Annotated in this window: 18 protein-coding genes; 7 read left to right on the top strand and 11 right to left on the bottom strand. The window is 44.7% G+C overall.

Translation table 11 applies throughout. From position 1 onward, the window contains the following. Together choV and VME0621_RS05040 are read left to right on the top strand one after the other, a co-directional pair. Positions 1-1,188: a choline ABC transporter ATP-binding protein gene (choV, locus tag VME0621_RS05035; protein ID WP_062456282.1), complete on the top strand. Its 1,188-nt coding sequence runs from the start codon at positions 1-3 to the stop codon at positions 1,186-1,188. A 231-nt stretch (positions 1,189-1,419) separates the two neighbouring features. Further along, positions 1,420-3,420, top strand: a complete 2,001-nt coding sequence (locus VME0621_RS05040; RefSeq protein ID WP_062456286.1) for a methyl-accepting chemotaxis protein — start codon at positions 1,420-1,422, stop codon at positions 3,418-3,420. Positions 3,421-3,852: 432 nt separating this feature from the next. Here the strand turns inward: VME0621_RS05040 and VME0621_RS05045 are convergent, their stop codons facing one another. The 3 genes from VME0621_RS05045 to VME0621_RS05055 form a co-directional block, all read right to left on the bottom strand. Further along, positions 3,853-5,610: a sodium:solute symporter family transporter gene (locus VME0621_RS05045; RefSeq protein WP_006070261.1), complete on the bottom strand. Its 1,758-nt coding sequence runs from the start codon at positions 5,608-5,610 to the stop codon at positions 3,853-3,855. 73 nt (positions 5,611-5,683) lie between these two features. Then, positions 5,684-7,834 carry a heparinase II/III domain-containing protein gene (locus tag VME0621_RS05050; RefSeq protein WP_062456289.1) on the bottom strand — a complete coding sequence of 717 codons (2,151 nt, stop codon included), beginning with the start codon at positions 7,832-7,834 and terminating at the stop codon, positions 5,684-5,686. After that, positions 7,835-9,973 (bottom strand): heparinase II/III domain-containing protein, encoded by a 2,139-nt coding sequence (locus VME0621_RS05055; protein WP_006070259.1) that lies wholly within the window; start codon positions 9,971-9,973, stop codon positions 7,835-7,837. A 306-nt stretch (positions 9,974-10,279) separates the two neighbouring features. On the opposite strand from VME0621_RS05055, the gene VME0621_RS05060 reads away from it, so the two are divergent. The 4 genes from VME0621_RS05060 to VME0621_RS05075 all read left to right on the top strand — a co-directional run bounded on the left by VME0621_RS05060 (position 10,280) and on the right by VME0621_RS05075 (position 14,295). Next, positions 10,280-10,615, top strand: coding sequence for a cupin domain-containing protein (locus VME0621_RS05060; RefSeq protein ID WP_031496039.1), 336 nt, complete (start codon positions 10,280-10,282; stop codon positions 10,613-10,615). A 25-nt stretch (positions 10,616-10,640) separates the two neighbouring features. Further along, on the top strand, positions 10,641-11,570 hold the full coding sequence (kdgK, locus tag VME0621_RS05065; protein ID WP_038227520.1) for a 2-dehydro-3-deoxygluconokinase: 930 nt from the start codon (positions 10,641-10,643) through the stop codon (positions 11,568-11,570). A 13-nt stretch (positions 11,571-11,583) separates the two neighbouring features. Next, on the top strand, positions 11,584-12,207 hold the full coding sequence (locus VME0621_RS05070; RefSeq protein ID WP_006069861.1) for a bifunctional 4-hydroxy-2-oxoglutarate aldolase/2-dehydro-3-deoxy-phosphogluconate aldolase: 624 nt from the start codon (positions 11,584-11,586) through the stop codon (positions 12,205-12,207). A gap of 333 nt (positions 12,208-12,540) precedes the next feature. Further along, a complete protein-coding gene (locus tag VME0621_RS05075) occupies positions 12,541-14,295 on the top strand; it encodes a sodium:solute symporter family transporter (protein WP_006069860.1) in 1,755 nt (584 codons plus the stop codon). A 71-nt stretch (positions 14,296-14,366) separates the two neighbouring features. Here VME0621_RS05075 and VME0621_RS05080 read toward each other — a convergent pair whose 3' ends face one another. The 6 genes from VME0621_RS05080 to kduD form a co-directional block, all read right to left on the bottom strand. Beyond that, positions 14,367-15,314, bottom strand: a complete 948-nt coding sequence (locus VME0621_RS05080; RefSeq protein WP_062456291.1) for a DMT family transporter — start codon at positions 15,312-15,314, stop codon at positions 14,367-14,369. Positions 15,315-15,510: 196 nt separating this feature from the next. Next, positions 15,511-15,882: a hypothetical protein gene (locus tag VME0621_RS26075; RefSeq protein WP_082795464.1), complete on the bottom strand. Its 372-nt coding sequence runs from the start codon at positions 15,880-15,882 to the stop codon at positions 15,511-15,513. 210 nt (positions 15,883-16,092) lie between these two features. Then, positions 16,093-16,950, bottom strand: coding sequence for an alpha/beta hydrolase (locus VME0621_RS05085; RefSeq protein WP_062456293.1), 858 nt, complete (start codon positions 16,948-16,950; stop codon positions 16,093-16,095). A 149-nt stretch (positions 16,951-17,099) separates the two neighbouring features. Next, a complete protein-coding gene (locus VME0621_RS05090; protein ID WP_062456296.1) occupies positions 17,100-17,735 on the bottom strand; it encodes an RpiB/LacA/LacB family sugar-phosphate isomerase in 636 nt (211 codons plus the stop codon). 87 nt (positions 17,736-17,822) lie between these two features. Beyond that, complete coding sequence (locus tag VME0621_RS05095) at positions 17,823-18,335, bottom strand: YgjV family protein (protein ID WP_062456298.1); 513 nt, start codon at positions 18,333-18,335, stop codon at positions 17,823-17,825. Between the two features lie 17 nt (positions 18,336-18,352). Beyond that, positions 18,353-19,114, bottom strand: a complete 762-nt coding sequence (gene kduD / locus VME0621_RS05100; protein WP_038227527.1) for a 2-dehydro-3-deoxy-D-gluconate 5-dehydrogenase KduD — start codon at positions 19,112-19,114, stop codon at positions 18,353-18,355. Between the two features lie 259 nt (positions 19,115-19,373). Here kduD and kdgR point away from each other — a divergent pair, with 259 nt between their 5' ends. Next, on the top strand, positions 19,374-20,156 hold the full coding sequence (gene kdgR / locus VME0621_RS05105) for a DNA-binding transcriptional regulator KdgR (RefSeq protein WP_006069853.1): 783 nt from the start codon (positions 19,374-19,376) through the stop codon (positions 20,154-20,156). An 83-nt stretch (positions 20,157-20,239) separates the two neighbouring features. Here kdgR and VME0621_RS05110 read toward each other — a convergent pair whose 3' ends face one another. Together VME0621_RS05110 and VME0621_RS05115 are read right to left on the bottom strand one after the other, a co-directional pair. After that, positions 20,240-20,755, bottom strand: a complete 516-nt coding sequence (locus VME0621_RS05110) for a hypothetical protein (protein ID WP_038227531.1) — start codon at positions 20,753-20,755, stop codon at positions 20,240-20,242. A gap of 3 nt (positions 20,756-20,758) precedes the next feature. Beyond that, positions 20,759-21,145, bottom strand: coding sequence for an MAPEG family protein (locus VME0621_RS05115; RefSeq protein ID WP_062456301.1), 387 nt, complete (start codon positions 21,143-21,145; stop codon positions 20,759-20,761). Between the last annotated feature and the right edge of the window lie 85 nt (positions 21,146-21,230).

Raw genomic sequence — 21,230 nt, forward strand, 5'->3', positions numbered from 1 at the left:
ATGGATGCCATTACGATTAAAAACCTAGACGTTGTCTTCGGTGATAAGCCGCAATTAGCGCTTGAGCAACTTGACCAAGGCAAGACTCGTCAAGAAATTATCGACCAAACCTCGCAAGTCGTCGGGGTCGACAATGTGTCGATGAGCGTAAAAGAAGGTGAGATTTGCGTCCTGATGGGACTTTCAGGCTCAGGTAAGTCCAGCTTACTCCGTGCAGTCAACGGATTAAACACCATCTCCCGAGGCTCATTAGCGCTGAAAAATGGTGACGAATATGTTGATTTAGCCACTTGTGATGACGAAACGTTGCGTCACCTTCGTACTCATCGTGTTTCTATGGTCTTTCAGAAATTTGCTTTGATGCCTTGGCTCACCGTGTTGGATAACGTAGCTTTTGGACTTGAACTACAAGGCATGTCAAAGTCGACAAGGCGAAACAAAGCACGCGAGCAGCTAGAGCTTGTTGGTCTCTCTGAGTGGGAAGATAAGTACCCGCATGAGCTATCAGGTGGTATGCAGCAGCGTGTGGGACTCGCTCGTGCATTTGCCATGGATACTGACATCTTATTGATGGACGAACCCTTTTCTGCCCTAGATCCATTGATTCGAACCCAGCTTCAAGATGAGCTGATTCTTCTCCAAGAGAAACTCAATAAGACTATTCTATTCGTCAGTCACGATTTGGATGAGGCTCTAAAAATAGGCAACAATATTGCCATTATGGAATCTGGCAAACTAATTCAACATGCGAAGCCAGAAGAAATTATCCTCACACCAGAAAACGACTACGTCCGTGACTTTGTTGCTCACACTAACCCGCTTAACGTACTTAAAGGCCGCTCATTAATGCAACCAGCAAGTGAGTTAAAGCAAGAACATGATCGTTTGCAGATCTGTTCCGATCAATCGGTTTGGGTCAATCAAGCGAATGGCAAACTCAGCATCGTTAAAGACGAGGAACTAAAGCTCGTCCATTGGGATGCAAATCGAGGTGATCTGACCCATATTGATCAAAGTACCGTCGTGGTCGCCAGTCCAGACATCGGTATGAGAGAGGCAATAGAACTTAAGCAGCGTAGTGGGTTACCGATTTTGTTGGTTGAGTCTGGTAGAGTCGTTGGCATTCTCGATGACAGCGAATTTTATGACGCATTGTTAGGTAACTTTAGTACTCACCAGGCAGCCTAACATGGCCAAGAAATGATCGCCTCCTTGTTGAAGCTTGGAAGAATCTCTCAATTTTATTGGCTATCACTTTGTTTTATAATCACAAAGTGGTAGCCAAAAAATTGACACTCATCAAACCATTGACGCTTCTCGTATCGTATCAAAGTTCTAATACCCTGACGTGTAATACGTGTATTGAACTCTGTAAAATCTTTAGGTTACGCATCCAGTTTTTTATACACGGTTTATACAATGCCTAACCTTCTTAAGTTACTTAATATTAAAAACACCATTCTCTTGGTTTTTCTAATTCCAACAACACTTTTGATGGGACTCATCGCTACCCAGATCTTCAAAGCCCAAGAACGTGCCGACCATGCCCAAGCATCACAAGAAGCGGTCGAGCTGTTCCATCTGTTCGATAACATTGCTCATCAATTTGCTGTTGAACGAGGATTAACGGCAGGTGTGGTAGCATCCAAAGGACAAGGGCCGCAAGTCACAGCACTTAAACAGCAAAGGGTGAAAGCCGATCAGGCGTATCAAAGTCTATTGGCCTTTGCACCACAAGTGTTGGACAAACAACTGATAGACCGTTTAAGCCAGGATGTTCGACAACAGTTGGAACAACGCAATAGCATTCGCCAGCAAGTTGATACTCTGAATATCAAGGATTCACCCTTTGCGTTTTACTCCAATATCAACCGCATGGCGCTTGATAATCTATCGGTAATTTTAACTCAGGTTGACGCACCAAAGCTTGAACAGCAGTTACGTGGTCTACACGCCTTACTAGCTATGAAAGAGGAAGCCGGTAAAGCTCGTGGCGCTCTCAATGGTGCATTTGCCGGACAACGTTCAACACTGGATGCATACGCCAACATCACCAGTTATATCGCAACCGAAGCCTATGCCCTTCGTCAAGCAACGCTTCTGTTTTCCGCCGAGCAAGCTCATCAGCTATCCGCAATGACTAACAGTTCAAACTGGCGTGACGTGAATGCCATTCAACAAGATTACCTGTCACAGAAAACAACGCTGGACAACTTGCAAGGACCAAGTGCTTCTCTTTGGTTTGAACTTGCTACTAAGCGTATCGGACAGATTAAGTCTATGGCCGATTCCATTGCCAACGATATGACAGCACTGGCGTTACAAAACCAGCAACAAGCACAGCAACTAGTCTATGCGTATATCGCTTTAACATTATTTGTGGTGCTACCTCTCTCCATCATCGCATTCATGTCAACCAATCGCCTACATCGCCGTGTTAGTCGTTTTGTCGAACAAATCGATACCATTGCGCGCAGCAAGGATTTGAGCCTAAAACTGCCTTGTGAGCAAAAAGATGAACTTGGCAACATCGCTCACCACTTTAATCAGCTAACGGACAGCTTTGCATCGGCATTACAAACCTCTCTCGATGTCGCACAAAAAACTGAGCAAGAAATGGCAGAAATGAGTAGGTTGGTCGCCTCGACTCAAACCGTGAGTCAGCAAACTCATCTGCGTTGTGACAATATCGCAACGGCTATGACAGAAATGGCCCAAACCAGTCAAGAAATGGCGGGCATTACCGTAGAAGCCCAACAAAGCGCTGATAGCGCTCAGAATGATGCAATGCAGTGTCAAAGCCATGGGGAACATTCACTCTCGACCACGACCAAGTTAATTTCGAGTGTTGACGACACTTACACGTGTCTAGAACAGTTGGAAGTGAAGATGGCGAACGTGTCTGAGATTCTCGACAACATTAATGCCATCTCTGAGCAGACCAATTTGCTGGCGCTGAATGCCGCTATTGAGGCAGCACGAGCGGGTGAGCAAGGGCGTGGGTTTGCCGTGGTAGCAGACGAGGTTCGTTCACTTGCTCAGCGCAGCAAAGAATCAACTGAAGTCATCCGCAACCTTCTGGATGATATCTCTAGTAACGCGAAAACCTCATTTGAGAACATGCAGCAAAGTCGTGATGCCAGTTATTCGGCACAATCTATGGTATCGGAAACCAATGCCGTGATCGAAACACTTATTGGCACCACCAAGAAGATCACAGACTACAACAGCAGTATCGCGACAGCGACTGAAGAACAAGCACAAACCACACAATCGGTTGAATCAGATATCGATAACCTGCTCTCTATGGTGGAGGAAACCGATAGTAATATTCAGAAAATGAACAAAGAAATGCACATTGTGAAACAAAGAATGGAAGAGTTAGTGTCGGAAGTTTCTCTATTTAAGCTAAACGCCTAATCAAGTATAAAAGCAAAGGCCCTAGTCAGTGATGACTAGGGCCTTTTGGATCGTCGTGACAATGCGTATTAGTCTTCAATTTTCGAGCGGTAAACAAAACCACCGATAAAGACAACCAATACCAATGCTAGCGCTTCTAGAGTAGGGACATCGAACATGTATTTGCCTTATTGATGAGCTTGCCAAAACACTGCTGAAAATCCACAAACAAAAGCTAACGCTAATCCAATGAAAGCAATCGCTTCGTGTTGCTGCTGAAATATTTCCATAATGCCAAAACTGTATGAGGAAAAGGATCTCAATAGTGAAGCAACTATTTCAGCCCCTCAAGATGATAGATTTTTACCGACACCAGCCACTCTGATAAATAAAATTCACTCAAATTCTATCCTAGAGTGAAAATTCAACTAATGTATTGTTAATACGGTAATTTTAATGTGAAGTCGCATCTTCTAACTTGTCGTCATTATGTCTGGTTCGATATAAATGAGTACCAGCCAACACTATAAGAGCACCAATGACAACAAAAATACTGCCATCACGTAACGAGTCAGTCGTCATTGAAATAAGCACCACCAGCAATCCTAGCACTTGACACATTCTTCCTAGATAAGCGCCTTGACGAAAATCTACAGGTGCCTCTTCTTCTTTACTAATCGGCGTGAGTAAATTCTTTTTCAGCGTATTCAACTCACCTAATCTCGCACCAATCGGCTTTTGATAAAAATAACGTGTCATCATGAAGAACCCGCCGGTAATAAAGAGGTGAGCTAACATGGTCGCTGCGACTTGCAGATCCACTGTTTCACGATGGCTAAAGCTTGCTGTATCGAACAGTGGTAACAACCAATCCACTTGGAATATGAACTGCATAAATGCTGACACACAGAGTCCCACAGCAATAGTCGCCCAGCCAGACCAGTCTGGTGTTTTTAACGTCACAAACGCCAACAGCGATGGAATAGAAAGTGGTGTCTGTAGTAGAGCACCAAATAACATCATGATATCGAAGAAACTGTATTCTTTAATCGACGCAAACATCAAGGCAGCAAGAACGCAAAGCACACCATTCACTAATGTGGCTACTTGCCCCACGCGAAGCTGCTCTACTTCATTAGCTTGAGGTTTAATAATGGATTGATAGACATTACGCACGAAAATACCTGCATTACGGTTCAATGCTGTTGTCATTGGAGAAATCGTCGCAGCAATCATTGCAGCTAATACCAAACCTAACATCCCAGCAGGTAAGAAGTGGTCAATATAGTAAACATATGCAGCGTTATTGGCACTCGTGCCTAACGTTGGATAATACGCCATCAAGTCAACACCCATTGCTGCTGTTGCCCATGGCGGCACGAACCACATAACAGGTCCAACAATGAAAAGAATACCCGTAACCAGAGCCGCTTTTTTCGCTTCTTTCTCATTGGTTGTCACCAAAAAGCGGTAACAGGATAATGCGTTATTGGTGTTCATGGTTTGCTTCATCATCATAACCACGACCCATAACCAGAAGATCTGCCAATAACTGATGTCATGCCCCATATACGTTTCAGTCGGGTATTGATTAATTAGTTCAGATGGACCACCAATTTCAATGAGTGCGTAAACGCCAACCGCCATCGTAATAGCCACCAGCAAAATCAGTTGAATCACATTCGTCGCTGATACCGTCCATGAGCCGCCACTCACCGCAATAAACGTCACCAAGCAACCAACACCAATAATGGTAACCATTAAATCGATATTAAATACCGCAGAAGCAAAGATCCCTAAGCCATTGAGCCATATTGCACCAGATAAAATGGTAAGAGGAAAAGAAATCCAAGTGTAGACCTGCTCTGAACTACGACCAAAACGAACCTTAATCACTTCCATCGCCGTTTCAACGCGTAGCTTTCGATAGCGTTCGGCAAAATACCAAGCCGCTACAAAGAAACCGAGTGCGTTGCCCCAGAAGATAAATAGCACAGTTAGGCCATCCTCATAAGCTTTTGCCGCAGCACCAGTAAATGTCCACGCGGAGAACTGAGTCATAAAGGCCGTCGCGCCAGCCATCCACCACATCATCGCTCCACCACCACGAATAAAGCCAGATGAGTCAGTAGTAAAACGCTTGAAAGCTAACGCAGCGAACAGCACAAAAGCAAAATAGCCAATGACAATCACACCATCAAGAGTGTCCATAGTTCCCCTTTTAAATTGCTAAAATCGTCAACGCAAAAAGCCGGGCAATGCCCGGCTAGAAATAGATATAGAGTTAGAGTTGAGCAAACGAGCCAGTAAAACTCACGCTTTCGTCGCCAATCGTCATTTCATGTAATAACTCTTGTTGCCCCGCTTCGCGGTTACTGATGGCAAATCGATATGCATTACCTGTTGTGGTTGTCACTTCAATGACAGTCGCATCGTCATTATCAGCCAACGTTGTCACCGCTTCGACAAGACCACGGGCTCCCACTGAAGCCTCAAACTCTTCGTTAAAATAACCATGAGTTTCAAGTACAGAAGCAAATACATGATTCTGACCAGATTGACGCAAGATAAGTGCAGGCTCGCTGCGTAGATTGAAGTCTGGATCGTTAGCACCTAGGCGCGCAAAGTACACTTTTGAATCTGCTACTGCACTTGTTATCAAGCTGTAGTAGCTGTTGCCGTGTAACCAAGATACAAGAGAGCTACCTTCAACGTTACCACTAGCTAAGTTCCATAGATGCTGATAACCAAAGTTTTCACCCATTGGGCGCAATGTAGATTCTGTGTTGTATTCAAAGTCGGTACGAATGATTTGACCAGAAAAGTGAACGGGGAGATCGTAAGAGTGCTCTTTGTCCGCTTTGATACGGTAAACGTCAATAACCAATGGTTTCTCGAATTCTTCTATGTCAGCCAGTAGCACTGAACGCTGCATATCCACGCCTTCATCGTACTCGCTGATTTTACCGCTCATACCTTGCAGTTTTGCATCATCAGCTTTAAAGAACTGCTTCGAGCCAAAACGAGACTCCGCGGTTGCCGTGTCGAAGTTGTTTTGCGTTCTTTGATCAACTGTTACTGTGTTATGCGCGACCGTCTGCTTACAGTACGACTTGTTCTCAGGGATATAGCGACCACCAAACTTAGGCTCTACGTTTACCCAACGACCGAAACCATAATCGTGCAGAACTTCTTGTCCACGATTAAATACGCTTAAATGAAGCCCATCGTAATGACCGTGGTCAAGAGCAGAGTGATACTGGTGATCAGAGCCGTGTTGACCAAACCATAGAAGAGCCATCGTATCATCGTCTTGAGCATCGCGATGACGGAGAATAGTAAGTCCACCTTTCTCACCTTTAGGGCCGTCAGTAACAAACAGGCTACCCCAGTTAAACGGTTTGATTTCATCCGCGGCATCGACTGCGTCAGACAGTGTTTTACCTGCTGATTGAACCCAAACATCTTGTTGGTGGTTTGCCATGCTAAGCAGCGTTTCGCTTTGCTCATAGCGGTGGTAGCACACGCTTGTCGCCATAATAACGCCTTCATCATTAATGCTGATGGTTTTCGACGAATCGTTTAGTGCTGGCAGCGTGCCGTCTGGGAAAGCTGTAGAGAATACCGCGTAAGAAGTCGTCTTGATCACTGAGTCGTTAAACTCATAGATACCGATCTCTGGTTGACGACGCTCAATCGCTTCTGCGAACAGATAGATTGGACGCAGCGAGAAGCGGTGGTAGTAAGGACCTTCCATATAGTAGCCGTCTGGCGAGAACAGTTGGTCTAGCTGAGCTAGGAAACCGCCGCTTACTTTGTCAAGCTTCAGACCGTAAAGCGCTTTATCAACAGACTGTTGATCGTTGATCGCATAGCCACAAATACCCACAGCGGCTACTGCCCACAGACCGTGGTTGTGGACGATGTCGAAGTCGTGACCATAAGTCACAACGAAAAGGTCGATCATCTGTTTGAATAGGTCTGTTTCGATGTGTTGCTTTTGCTCATCCGAAAGCGTGTGGTACACGCAGCTGTATGCGCAAGATGCGTAAAGCATCCACATGTTTTCGTTTAGCGTTTGGTGGAAGATTTTACCCGGTGGGTTAGTATCACGGCTCACGTTGCTTTCCAGTGTTGGATAAACATTCGCGTACGCGGTTAGCATCTCTACGATGTAGTCACGGTATTTAGTTTCCTCAGTGATAAGGAACAAACGACCAGCTAAGTCGATATGAATATAGTTTTGCTTATGACGGTTATGCTCGTAACCGCCGCCTTCACCGTGGCCAGGGACTTCAATACCCACTTCAGCCATGTAGTCATTCACTTGAGCAATATCACGCGCTAGTTTCTTACCTAGCAAGGTTTCCTTACCTAGATCTTTGCGCAGCTCCGCTGCTTCCTCAAAGTTCAATAGTAGTGGTTGATAGCTCATTTATAGTGTCTCCTGCTCAATCGCGAAACAGCCAACCCAAGAGTAGGTTTTGCCTGCGATCTCAGCATTGTTGGTTGTATCTTTAGTAACTTGTGGGTTGTTGCTCACCATTAGCGTAAAGCGAGAGGTTTCCGTTTCAATCTCTACCACTGACGCTTGCGCGTTGTGACCAACAACTTGGATATTTTTAACGCTACCACGGGCACTGACCGATTGCTCAAACTCTTCGTTGAAGTAACCGTGTGTCTCAATTACCGATGCAAATAGAGTGTCTTCACCCTTAGTGCGAAGAATAAAGCTTTGCTCACTACGTAGGTTAAAGCTTGGGTCATTGGCGCCCGTGCGAGTGAAGATAACCTCGCCATTGTCATTCGAGCTGGTACCTAGCCAAGTATAGTAGCTGTCTTCTTGTAGCCAGCTGACTAGCGCCGTCTCGTTTGCTTCGCCTTGTGCTACATTCCAAAGGTGGCGATAGCCAAGCTCTTCGCTCAATACGTTGAGCTCTTTATGTGCCTGGTATTCAAAGTTGGTGCGGATCACCTGACCATCAAACTGATGCGAATAATCGTACTGGTGCTCACCTTCGCCTGTTAGGCGAAATAGATCGATGAGTAATGGCGCTTCAAGATCGTCATGTTTCAACATGAACACGCTGCGCTGCTGCTGTACACCGTCGTAGTGCTCATTAGCAAAAGCACTCATACCAACGATCTGCTCGTTGTCTGCAGCAAAGAAGTGTGGCAGACCGTGTACGCTGTCAGCACGCTCTACGTCAAAGTAGTTTTGGCACGTTTCGTCAACCGTCACTGCGTTGTGAGCAATCGTCTGACGAGCATAGGTTTTGTTCTCGTCTAGGTAGCGTCCACCAAACTTAGGTTCAACGTTAACCCAACGGCCAAAGCCGTATTCACGAAGCACTTCTTTACCTCGGTTGAAGTAAGAAATACCCAGCGTATCAAAGTTGCCATGTCCCATGCCGTGCTGACCATAGTTCATCACTAGCTGAAATACGTCTTTGTTCTTGTCTTGGACACGCATAAAGCCTTGCGCACCACGGTCACCATTTGGTCCTTCGTTTAACTCAACGCTTGGCCAGAATGGAAGACCCACATCAGTTGCTTTTTCAAACGCTTGTGATAGCTCTAGACCACAACCGTGAACCCACACAGAGTCTTGGATCTTCGCCATACCGAGTAGGTTATCGTTGATACCATAGTGCTTCGCGTACTGACTTACTGCGACCTGCACACCCGCATCATTGATGCTCATGGTGCGAGATGCATCGTTAAGTGCTGGGAACTGACCATTTGGGTAGGCCGTTGCTAGCATCGCCTCAACCGTGTTACCAATCACACCATCTTTGTAATTGAAGATGTCGAGTTCTGGCATATGACGATGAAGAACCTCAGCAAACACACACAGTGGACGAATCGCATAGCGGTGGTAATAAGGACCTTCAATGTAGTAACCCGACGGAGCAAACAGCTGAGTGATCTGCGCTAGGAAACCACCCGTGCCGTTGTTCTCAAGACCAAATACGGATTTCTCTAGGAACTCACGACGGTTAACCGCTAGGCCACAAATACCAACGGCCGCTACTGCCCAAACACCGTGGTTATGAATACGGTCGAAATCATGGCCGTATTTCACAGTGAACATGTCCAGCATTGGGTTAAACAGACGGTCAACCACGTTCTGGCGTTCTTCTTCACTCATGGTTGCGGCAACACATGAGTATGCAAGGCTAGTAAACATTAGCCATACGTGTTCGTTTAGAATTTGGTGGAACAGACGCCCTGTTGGGTTCGTGTTCTTTTGAACATGAAAATCGAAGGTGAGATATAGGTCTGCATACATTGCCAGTAAATCACGCACAAACTTAGCGTAACGATCATCCCCCGTAATGAGGAACATACGACCCGCTAGGTTCATGTAAGTATAGTTTTGCTTGTGGCGGTTGTGCTCGTAGCCACCTGCTTCACCGTGACCTGGTACTTCAAGAGGAAGCTTCATGAATGCTTCAACATCTTTGATGGCTTTTGCAATCGCTTTTCCCATTAAGGTATCGCGACCGAGCTCTCTTCGTAATTGCTCTATTTCGTCTTCGTTTAACAGTATGGGTTGAACCAATGTGGACATTTTCACCCTCAAAATCTATTGAATCTATAAATCCGACCCATATAAAGTAATACAATATGCATTATTGTCATACAAGAAATCAGACAAAAGTGGACATTAGTCACATTTAACCAAGGATGTGCGATATGAACACTACTATTCACGGGCACAAACTGGTAAATTACACATTATTAAAACGGCGTTTTAATAATAAAACAGATCAAGATCACATTGCAGTAAGCTTATTGTATTACAAATTAATAAATCTGCTTATTATGACGTCAACGAATTTAAGAGTAGACATTAACTTGGTCTAGGAGGCAGTTAGTGCACCGTTTTTTCTCTGCTGATGAACACCCCTGGGAACAGGTGAGTCAAGGCATCAAACGTAAGATTGTCGGCTTTACCGATGATCTGATGGCGATGCATCTTTGTTACGACAAAGGAGCAAGCGGTACGATACATAGGCATGAAATACACGATCAGATTGTTTATGTCGTTAGTGGCCGTTTTGAAGCTATCGTCGATGGGCAAAAGCGTGAGTTAAAGGCGGGTGATGCATTTATGGTGAAAAAGCTTCTTGACCATGGCACCACCGCACTAGAACAGGATAGTGTTCTACTCGATATTTTTTCTCCTTCACGTGAAGACTTTTTAAGTTAATCACTCCAAAGTGGGATCGCACACAATGAACCAATACAAAATCGCCATCATCGGCGAATGCATGGTAGAACTACAGCGCAAAGGTGACCTTTTAAAACAAGCCTTTGGCGGTGATACGCTCAATACTGCACTATATCTATCTCGGCTAACTCATGCTCACGACATTAAAGTAAGTTACATTACAGCACTAGGTAACGATCCGTTCTCTGCTGAGATGATAGAGAGCTGGAATCAAGAAGGTATCGATACAAGCTTAATTCTGCGCCTTAATGACAAAATGCCAGGCCTATACCACATTGAAACCGATGAAACTGGTGAGCGTACCTTCTTTTATTGGCGAAATGATGCAGCGGCCAAATTCGTTTTCGACCAACAAGAATCAGAACAACTCATCGACACCTTATTAGGTTACGATGCGGTTTACTTAAGTGGTATTACCCTTGCGATCCTGACTGATTCAGGACGCGATAAATTGTTCGGCTTCCTAAAAGCATTTAAAGAAAAAGGCGGGCATGTCTTCTTTGACAACAACTTCCGCCCGAAATTGTGGGCAGATCAGCTCACAGCAATCAATACTTACAAAGCGATGCTTAGCTATACCGATACTGCCTTGTTAACATTTGAAGATGAACAGGCGTTGTTTGGTGACATGTTTGTTGAGCAATGTATTGAACGCACAAGCGAAGCTGGCGTCTCAGAAATTGCTATTAAGCGAGGTGCAAAAGATTGCTTGGTTATTGTGAACGATCAGGCTAATTACGTCGCACCTAAACCAGTTGACAATATTATCGACACCACTGCAGCTGGCGACTCGTTTAGCGCAGGTTACCTAGCGAAACGCCTAACTGGCGGCGATGCTCTAAAGTCAGCCGCAATGGGTCACAAAGTCGCAGGTACGGTTATTCAGCATCGCGGTGCCATTATTCCCAAGAACGCAACACCAACTCTTGATTAGTAGGACAAATAAAATGACGACATTAAACGAACAGCTAGCAAGCTTGAAAGTAATTCCAGTAATTGCCATCAACAAAGTTGAAGACGCTATTCCACTAGGCAAAGCGTTGGTTGACAACGGTATGCCATGCGCTGAAATTACGTTCCGCACTGAGTGTGCAGCTGAAGCTATCGCTGTAATGCGTAAAGAGTTCCCTGAAATGCTTATCGGCGCAGGTACTGTGCTGACTAACGCGCAGGTTGACCAAGCAATTGAAGCGGGTGTTGATTTCATCGTAAGTCCTGGCTTTAACCCACGAACAGTCCAATATTGTTTGGATAAAAACGTACCAATTGTACCGGGCGTAAATAACCCAAGCCTTGTTGAGCAAGCAATGGAGATGGGCTTACGTACCCTTAAGTTTTTCCCTGCAGAACCTTCAGGTGGCGTAAACATGCTAAAAGCACTCACGGCGGTTTACCCAGTAAAATTCATGCCTACAGGCGGTGTAAGCCTCAAGAACGTCGACGACTATCTGTCTATCAAGTCAGTATTGGCTTGTGGCGGTACATGGATGGTTCCTACCAACCTAATAGACGAAGGTCGCTGGGAAGAACTCGGTCAACTGGTTAAAGATGCAGTTGCACACGTAAACTAATCCGTATTGACCTTGCAGTTTAATTCGGGAATTAGCGAGCCATTGGCTCGCTTTTTTTGTCCCACAATAAGTGCATATCTGCCCACTTTCGCTTGAAGTCTTCACCGTTTGAAAAAGCATAGGCGTAACAACCGCACAATAGGCAAAGCAAATTCAAATATAACTCGTTCATAACTCGTTGATTTGTATTAGAGTTAATTTGTGAGGATTTATGTATCGTTTTCCACACAAAATAAAGATGCGTCTCCCATCACACTTTAAGCTTATTGTAATACAAAACTACAAGAGGATTATTTACTATAATCGTCAGTATGAATGATATAAGGCTGAAACATGACTATTGATACTCTTGTAGTACTCGCCTACTTCTTTTTCCTGATCGCTATCGGTTGGATGTTCCGTAAATTCACCACGTCGACCAGTGATTACTTTAGAGGTGGCGGTAAGATGTTATGGTGGATGGTAGGTGCTACCGCTTTCATGACACAGTTTTCAGCATGGACGTTTACAGGTGCCGCAGGACGCGCGTTCAACGACGGTTTCGTTGTTGTAATCCTATTCTTAGCCAATGCATTTGGCTACTTCATGAACTACCTCTACTTCGCACCAAAATTCCGTCAGTTACGAGTAGTAACGGCAATTGAAGCGATTCGTCAACGCTTCGGTAAAACTTCAGAGCAGTTCTTCACTTGGGCTGGTATGCCAGACAGCTTGATCTCAGCCGGTATTTGGTTGAACGGTCTAGCAATCTTCGTGGCAGCTGTATTCAACATCCCAATGGAAGCAACAATCGTTGTTACTGGTCTAGTACTGATGCTAATGGCAGTAACAGGTGGTTCATGGGCGGTCGTAGCATCTGACTTCATGCAGATGTTGGTCATCATGGCTGTGACAATCACCTGTGCAGTTGCAGCGTACTTCCACGGTGGTGGTCTAGGAAATATCGTAGATAATTTCCAAGGCGACTTCATGATGGGTAATAACCTGAACTATGTGAGCATCTTTATCCTTTGGGTAGTGTTCATCTTCGTTAAACAGTTCGGTGTTATGAACAACAGCATCAACGCTTACCGTTACCTATGTGCTAAAGACAGTGAGAACGCGCGTAAAGCGGCTGGTCTAGCCTGTATCCTAATGGTCGTTGGCCCACTAATTTGGTTCCTACCACCATGGTACGTAGCAGCATTTATGCCTGACTTTGCTGAGCAATATGGTTCAGTAGGCGGTGACGCGGCATACCTAGCATTTGTGCAGAACGTAATGCCAGCAGGCATGGTAGGTCTACTTATGTCAGCTATGTTCGCGGCGACTATGTCTTCGATGGACTCTGGTCTAAACCGTAATGCTGGTATCTTTGTGATGAACTTCTACAGCCCTATTGTTCGCCCTCACGCGTCTCAAAAAGAGCTAGTTATAGTAAGTAAACTTACCACTATCATGATGGGCTTTATCATCATCGGTATCGGTTTGTTTATTAACTCATTGCGTCACCTGAGCCTATTCGACATCGTATTGAACGTTGGAGCGCTTATCGGCTTCCCAATGCTTATCCCTGTGCTACTTGGTATGTGGATTCGCAAAACGCCAGATTGGGCTGGTTGGGCAACACTTATCGTCGGTGGCTTCGTTTCTTACATCTTCGGTATCTCACTACAAGCAGAAGACATCGAGCACCTGTTCGGTTTGGAGCAAGCTCTAACAGGTCGTGAGTGGGGAGATCTTAAAGTTGGATTGAGCTTAGCAGCACACGTTGTGTTCACTGGTGGCTTCTTCATCCTAACGACTAAATTCTACCGAGGACTATCGCCTGAGCGTGAGAAAGAAGTAGAACAGTTATTTACCAACTGGAATACCCCGATTGTTGCAGAAGGTGAAGAGCAGCAAAATCTAGATACTAAACAACGTTCAATGCTAGGTAAACTTATCAGTGTGGCTGGTTTCGGTATCCTTGCTATGGCTCTAATTCCAAATGAACCAACAGGACGCCTATTGTTCCTACTTTGCGGTTCAATGGTACTGACTGTGGGAATCCTATTGGTTAACGCATCTAAATCTGGTTCAACGAAAAAAGCGCAAATTGCGAGCTAATCATTGAACTCAACAGAAAGCCGCGCAGAGTCTTCTCTGGGCGGCTTTTTTTTGCTAAACGTAAGTGAAAGTTAGTCCATCATTTCCTTCATACACATCTCACACAACTGTGGTTTCGGTCTTGTTCGCTGATACTTTAACCAAAACTCAGGTTCGGCTTTGGTGACAAAAATCCCGCCAAGCAAAGGTAAAAGTAGACCCACAGATACTAACGAGATCGAGTTCCCAGCAATCCATGTAGAAATACTCAATGCGATAAGCGGAAAGAACAGAAAACAGATCGAAGCAGTAAACGGCGTAGACACCTGACCTAATTTGAAATACGCCACAATGCCGCCGACACTAGCAAATACCCCTAGGTACAACACCGCTGTCATCGAGTCCAATGTGAACAGGCTTATGTCTGGTTGCTCAATCACCCAAGAAGTGAACAACAAAAACAATGACGCAAGAAAGCTTGGTACCGCATTATAGGTCAGCACTGGCGTGCCTTTGCAAAACCGTTCCATAAACACATACATAACTGCATGAATCGCTACCGCCCCCCCTAGGGCAGCAAAGCCAACCAAGTAGTTTTTGCCTCCCAATTTCATCTCTGTCGCCAGAATCAGAATGAGACTTAACACCGCGACTAGCAGTCCTGCGATTTGAACTTTTCGCAGGCGTAAACCAAGAAACAGGCTCGACATAACCATCACCGCAATCGGCATGTTGGCGAAGATAATCGAAGCCAACCCAGAGGAAATATATTGCTCGCCAAATATCATCAACGTAAACGGAATCGCAAAGTAGAAAATGGCGACCACATACATCCACGCTCGCTTTCCTTTAGGAAAGAATAATGGTTGTTTTAGGTATTTCGCCAGCATCACCAATAGAGGGGCAGCGATGAGAAAACGCATCCCCGTTGCGAAAATTGGTGGAATAGTCTGAACGGCTACTTCCATTGCAAACCACGTCGTCCCCCAAATAAGGCACACAGAGACAAACAGTAAAATAGGTAGCTGTTTATGCGACATCACAACCTCCTAATTTACTACAACGAATGAGATAGCACAGAGACATGGCATTGAGCTTGCCACAAGCTTTGGATTTAGTTTTCATTTTTTATTCCCATCACAGGACGGTGCAAATAGCTTTATTTGCACGCACAACAAGTTCGCGTGAATAATCACACAATAAAATTGTTAACAGCGAAGCGCTGTAAGATAGGAACTAGGCGATGGGAGGCCGGTAGAGTGAGTGCATATCTGCGCTCGTATAAAGACTAGCCAGTCTTTGTGTGAGTTCATAACGATACGGAGCAAGGCGAGAATCTTGTGACGTCTCAACTAAAGCAGAGCCTGATGCGTGACCATGGGAACAACACTGCTTTTCGAAGCAGGTTCCTCCAGGCTCACAACAGCCTGAGTCCTTAGTTTGCAATGTATCGGAGGTGATACCGCAGAACTTCACATGGATGACTTGCGCCATGCTCAGTGTTGATTGCGGTAACGAGACTTCTGCACGCACTGCTCCACTGGATAATACGAATATTACCAGTATCGCTAGCAAGCTACAGATTGTAGATACGCTTTTAGCGAGCATCACAACGTCTCATTCAAATAAGTAGAAAAAACACTTAAAAATTCTGAGTCTGAAGATACCTATCCAAGCTGGAACACACAATAGCCTTTGAGACGACTTTACATTTTTTTACGCGAATTTGGTGACCTGTATTAGCGCAACGATACCTTTGTGTGAATAACGCTACTTTGTAGAAATAACGTTAACTTGCACCATCGCTCTCGTGCATCATTACTGACAATAATCCACCTTGCGTACCCAATCATCAAAACGTCGTAGCCAATCGTCGGCATCACTTCCTTCTCGGACATAGACGCCAAACCCATGTCCACCTCGCTCAAATAATGTGAGTTCACTAGACACAGATGCTGCCACTAGTGCATTGTGCAGCTTAAGGCTATGTTCAACTACAACAACATCATCGTCTTTAGCGTGCATAATGAGCATCGGGGCAACATCTGGGGAAATACGCTCATCAATAGACAACAAACTTATTTGCTGCGCATCGTTTAAGGCATTAACGACATTCTCATAAGAACCCAAATGAGCGACACCAGAGGTCATCGATACCACAGGATACATTAAACAAGTGAAGTCTGGTCGGTTAGAAAGCGTATCGGTACTTAACCATCCGGCTAAATGACCACCTGCGGAAAAGCCCATGATACCTACCCTTGCCATGGGGACTAGCTGGCGAATCAAAGTCAATGCTGCTCTTGCATCGACGATGGGCGCAAGCTTTTCTATGTCAGAGCCATTGTTTTTAATAGGCAGTCGATAATTTAAACAGAACGCATGATAACCCATTTCGCTAAGGCACTTTGCCACCTCTACGCCTTCGTTATCAATCGATACAATTTGATAGCCTCCACCAGGGATAATGAGAATAGCGTGACCATTGCTTCGCTCAGGCGGAAATTCAAGCAGTTCAGGGGAGCATATATCGGAAATGAGCCGATGGGGATAGCGGAGCGGAGTTTGCGAATCGTTTACTTTCATTGGAGAGCGTTCCGAAAATCCATCACCTTGCTCAAGGGAATGGACTGTTACTGCTGGGAATAACTCCGAAAGCGAATAAATAGATTGCATCAAATTACTCGTTATTACTCTTTAAGTTAAATACCAAAGTAAAACGCTTCTTAAATGTCGACAAGCGTTTATTGTGTAAACAATGAGCCGCTTCTCAGTACAAAAAAGCCGACCATACGTCGGCTTTTAAAACTTCAATGCACAGTATATTAATCGATAAGTGTGCGTACATACTCTGCCAGTTCCGGTTCTTGGCAGTTGGAGAAAAAGCATTCCTGAAACTGAGCACTACCGACCGCCGTTTTCACTAACTCTTGGTCAATGGCCTGCAGTGACGCCATAACATCTTTGCAAACGGCAGCTTTTACTTCTGACAAAATCGCAGCATTTTTCTGTTGAGGTTCTGCACGCTCAATAGGGTAACCTTCGCCGCGATTACCAGTGAAGGCCTTTTCAAAGATATAACGTACATTCAGTTCACCGGCCCAACCAAAGCCTTTCGCAAACGCCAGTGAAATCGCATTACCGTTGTTAATTTGATTGAAAAGGAATGCATCAGATGGCTCTAGGCAGTAGCCACATACTACTCCTGGGTGAAGGTTGCTTGCCATCATCGCGCCTTGTCCTGTGCCACAGCCAGTCACGACAAAGTCCACCGCTTTTGAATTCAGTAGAATGCTCGCCATAATACCAAGGTGAATATAGGTAAGGTGATGGTCATTTTCATCCATCATACCTACGTTAAATACGTCGTAGCCTAAACCGCCCGCTACTGTATTTAATTCAGCCGCTACCATAGCATTTTTCGGTGCTTGGCTGTTTTCCATCATCAGTGCAATTTTCATGTTCTTTCCCCAACGGCCTTATTAACCGCGAATTTTCCTAAAACTAAATAACTGTGTTGTCGACCAATACGTTGGCCATGCTACGGCTCAAACATCATGAACCGTGCGCTGACCATCGCGAGCTAATCTAAAAATGGTCAATAAATTTGTTAATAGAAGCGTAGCTTCGAGCAGGACGCCGCCAATTGAACCCACCATAATATTGTTTGTTAACCAGCACACTGCACCTAATAAAAAACCGATTCGCATCGCAATGCCCTGAAGCATAAACAGCGAATAAGTACCAATTGCCGCCCCTAAAATTGGCCAAAGCTGCGATAAGTTTTCGGCTATCACACCACCTAAGAGAAGACTCAACGCAATGAAAATCAGAGCGACGATTTTGGAACTTGTGTAAATGGCAGCAGTTGTTCTGACCGCAGAGAGTGCAGCAGCTAACGCAGAAGTTAACGAACCCAACAATAAAAAGTGGATAAGGTGATTAACGTTCAGTGCCAGCATCAAAATCTTCAGTCGTTTGTCGTTTTTTTGGTAAAAGGTAGAAATACCTAAACCATAACTTACAAACCCTAGTATCTGCCCAACAATGTACGCGTCCATCACCTAATCGTCTCCGGTTAGCGTGCCAACCATCCACCATCAACCGCAATGGTATAACCATTAATATAGTCTGATGCTTGTGAAGCTAAGAATACACAGGGACCTGCTAGATCTTCTGGCGTACCCCAACGATCGGCAGGAATACGCTCTAGAATTTCTGCGTTACGCTTTTCGTCTGCACGTAGCGCCGCAGTATTGTTCGTCGCCATATATCCAGGTGCAATTGCGTTAACATTGATGCCTTCTTTGGCCCACTCATTTGCCATCAAACGCGTTACACCCATCACGCCACTTTTTGAAGCGGTATATGATGGAACACGTATGCCACCTTGGAACGAAAGCATGGAGGCAACATTGATAATCTTACCGCCCTCGCCTTGAGCGATGAACTGCTTAGCGACTGCTTGAGACATGAAAAACACCGACTTGATGTTGATATTCATCACGTCATCCCAGTCTTGCTCTGAGAAATCGATAGCATCGTTACGTCGGATGATACCTGCGTTGTTAACTAGGATATCAATTCGACCTAATTCGGTAACTGCACGGTCTACGATTCCTGGAATGTCGTCTAACTTCATCAAATTAGCACGAATGTCGATAAACTTACGGCCCGTTTCTTCCATAAGAGCAATGGTTTCTGTCGGCTCAACAATATTCACTCCGACGATATCACAACCTGCTTTAGCCAGACCCAATGCCATACCTTGGCCCAAACCAGTATCACAGCCAGTTACGACTGCGACTTTCCCGTCTAATTTGAATGAATCAAGAATCATTTTTTATTCCTTCATAGATGTATTCGAGGACGAACCTTAGAAAGTTCTCACTGTTGTTAAATTAACCATACACAAAAAATGAATCACATTAAAGTTATTTTTGAAATGCTGTTTCATTTTTATATTTAACTTATACAAGTTTGTGAACGCAATCGCACTATTCGGTTCTAATTTTTATGAAAAGCCTTTTTGAAATTACTGACATGGTAAGGTTGCAAGGCTATAATCGCGCCCACAACAAAAAATCAAAGGAAGATAGATGGATAAGTCCACGCAGCCAGAAGCCGTGTCCTCGGTACTCAAAGTGTTCAATATTCTGCAAGCCTTGGGCGAGCAAAAGGAAATTGGCGTTTCAGAACTGTCACAAAGACTCATGATGTCAAAAGCGACGACCTATCGTTTCCTACAAACCATGAAAACGCTCGGTTACGTTTCTCAGGAAGGAGAAGCAGATAAGTACGCACTTACTCTTAAAATGTTCGAACTTGGTTCGAAATCATTGGAGTTTGTCGACCTTATTGATATTGCAGATAAAGAAATGCGTGAGATTAACAAAGTGACTAATGAAACGGTTCACTTGGGTTCTATTGACGATGGTTCGATCATCTATTTACACAAAATAGATTCAAGCTATCACTTACGTATGCATTCTCGGGTAGGCCGCCGCAATCCACTCTACAGCACAGCGATAGGTAAAGTGCTACTTTCCCACCTTCCTGACGCAGAAGTTCGTGTAATATTAGACACGGTCGAATTCATCAAACACACAGACAAAACCCACGACAACACAGAGCAACTGATTGAAGAGCTGAACACCGTTCGTGAATGTCATTATGGTGAAGACAACGAAGAGCAAGAGCCTGGACTACGTTGCATCGCTGTCCCTGTTTACGACCGTTTCGGCCATGCTATCGCTGCAGTCTCTGTCTCCTTCCCCATCATCCGTTTCGACGAAGAGAAGAAAGCAGAATACATCACTCTCCTACACAATGCCGGAAGGACCATTTCTGAGCAGTTGGGTTATCACAACTATCCTGTCTAGTTATCGTGGAATCTCGGGCTAAGTTGGAACTAGCCTGAGATCAAACTCAAGAATGGGAGGTTATCAAGGATCCCGTTTCCCTATCAACGAACAGACAAGTCCCGAGCTAGAATCAACGCTAAACCAAAGATCTGCAAAAACAGCGCGATATTCTTATAATACGCCATTTCTTCTTCCACAAATTGAATCGCTTCAGTCAGCGACAGGTTATCCAAGTATAGTTCATCGATAATGTTGCGTTGTCCTTGCTGTGCTTTATTAATCAAACGCATCAATTCAGAAAGGTTAGCTAACTCTATTTCTGGGACATCAGCGTTTACCCATCGAGCGAGCTGTCCTCTTAGTAATTGAGAAATTTCTGGCGTGATAGTTTGAGATTGAGCGAGATGAAGCTGCAAGGTTTCTCGCTTTCGTTCCAGTGTTTCCACTTGGTTCCAGGCAAGTTGGATGGAGTATAGATTACTGTTTTTACGCTCCTGAAGCATCGCGACTTCCCCAGACATTTTATCAAGCACCTGACTCGATAAAATGATGGCCGTAATATTAAGAATTAACCCAACTGAAACCATTACCCAAGCGGGAGGAAGTGCGACTTTCATAGACTATAACAACCTATCGAACGGCAGATAAACGAGGTTAGATAAGATAAGCCCTACGATAACCAACACGGTGACTTGCATGCCTAGAACACGCCCTTTAAAGCGCTTATTTAGAATGCCATGAGCATGTAGAATACGACCAATAACAAAGCTGAGTCCCGTTAGATGAATCCAAATAGCGGGAGCCCCATTGTACTCTACCAGCGCCATCAATATCAGCGTAATAGGGATATAATCCATCGCATTGCCTTGAGCACTTCTGGCAATTTGGAGCCCTTCTACACCGCCATCTGCGTATGCTACCTGATTAATTCGTCGTTGTTTGATTACTTGAAAAGCTAACCAAAGCATAAGGCAAGCTAAAAGAGAGGCGTACAGCGCAGTGATCATTAATAAACCTTATTTTTTATTGAGTTAGGTTTAGTGAGTGTAGACTATTCAGCTAGTTTCTCCAGATACAAAAAAGCCCAGCATT

The sequence above is a fragment of the Vibrio mediterranei genome (genome assembly GCF_900088415.1).
Classification (GTDB): Bacteria; Pseudomonadota; Gammaproteobacteria; order Enterobacterales; family Vibrionaceae; genus Vibrio; species Vibrio mediterranei.

Excerpts from the sequence above, each read along its gene's own strand:
- VME0621_RS05085 (WP_062456293.1), bottom strand. The coding sequence starts at position 16,950 with ATGCAATCTATTTATTCGCTTTCGGAGTTATTCCCAGCAGTAACAGTC.
- kdgK (WP_038227520.1), top strand. The coding sequence starts at position 10,641 with ATGAACCAATACAAAATCGCCATCATCGGCGAATGCATGGTAGAACTA.
- VME0621_RS05045 (WP_006070261.1), bottom strand. The coding sequence starts at position 5,610 with ATGGACACTCTTGATGGTGTGATTGTCATTGGCTATTTTGCTTTTGTG.
- VME0621_RS05095 (WP_062456298.1), bottom strand. The coding sequence starts at position 18,335 with ATGGACGCGTACATTGTTGGGCAGATACTAGGGTTTGTAAGTTATGGT.
- VME0621_RS05110 (WP_038227531.1), bottom strand. The coding sequence starts at position 20,755 with ATGAAAGTCGCACTTCCTCCCGCTTGGGTAATGGTTTCAGTTGGGTTA.
- VME0621_RS05040 (WP_062456286.1), top strand. The coding sequence starts at position 1,420 with ATGCCTAACCTTCTTAAGTTACTTAATATTAAAAACACCATTCTCTTG.
- VME0621_RS05075 (WP_006069860.1), top strand. The coding sequence starts at position 12,541 with ATGACTATTGATACTCTTGTAGTACTCGCCTACTTCTTTTTCCTGATC.
- kdgR (WP_006069853.1), top strand. The coding sequence starts at position 19,374 with ATGGATAAGTCCACGCAGCCAGAAGCCGTGTCCTCGGTACTCAAAGTG.
- VME0621_RS05080 (WP_062456291.1), bottom strand. The coding sequence starts at position 15,314 with ATGTCGCATAAACAGCTACCTATTTTACTGTTTGTCTCTGTGTGCCTT.
- VME0621_RS05090 (WP_062456296.1), bottom strand. The coding sequence starts at position 17,735 with ATGAAAATTGCACTGATGATGGAAAACAGCCAAGCACCGAAAAATGCT.
- VME0621_RS05055 (WP_006070259.1), bottom strand. The coding sequence starts at position 9,973 with ATGTCCACATTGGTTCAACCCATACTGTTAAACGAAGACGAAATAGAG.
- choV (WP_062456282.1), top strand. The coding sequence starts at position 1 with ATGGATGCCATTACGATTAAAAACCTAGACGTTGTCTTCGGTGATAAG.
- VME0621_RS05050 (WP_062456289.1), bottom strand. The coding sequence starts at position 7,834 with ATGAGCTATCAACCACTACTATTGAACTTTGAGGAAGCAGCGGAGCTG.
- VME0621_RS26075 (WP_082795464.1), bottom strand. The coding sequence starts at position 15,882 with ATGCTCGCTAAAAGCGTATCTACAATCTGTAGCTTGCTAGCGATACTG.
- VME0621_RS05070 (WP_006069861.1), top strand. The coding sequence starts at position 11,584 with ATGACGACATTAAACGAACAGCTAGCAAGCTTGAAAGTAATTCCAGTA.
- VME0621_RS05115 (WP_062456301.1), bottom strand. The coding sequence starts at position 21,145 with ATGATCACTGCGCTGTACGCCTCTCTTTTAGCTTGCCTTATGCTTTGG.
- kduD (WP_038227527.1), bottom strand. The coding sequence starts at position 19,114 with ATGATTCTTGATTCATTCAAATTAGACGGGAAAGTCGCAGTCGTAACT.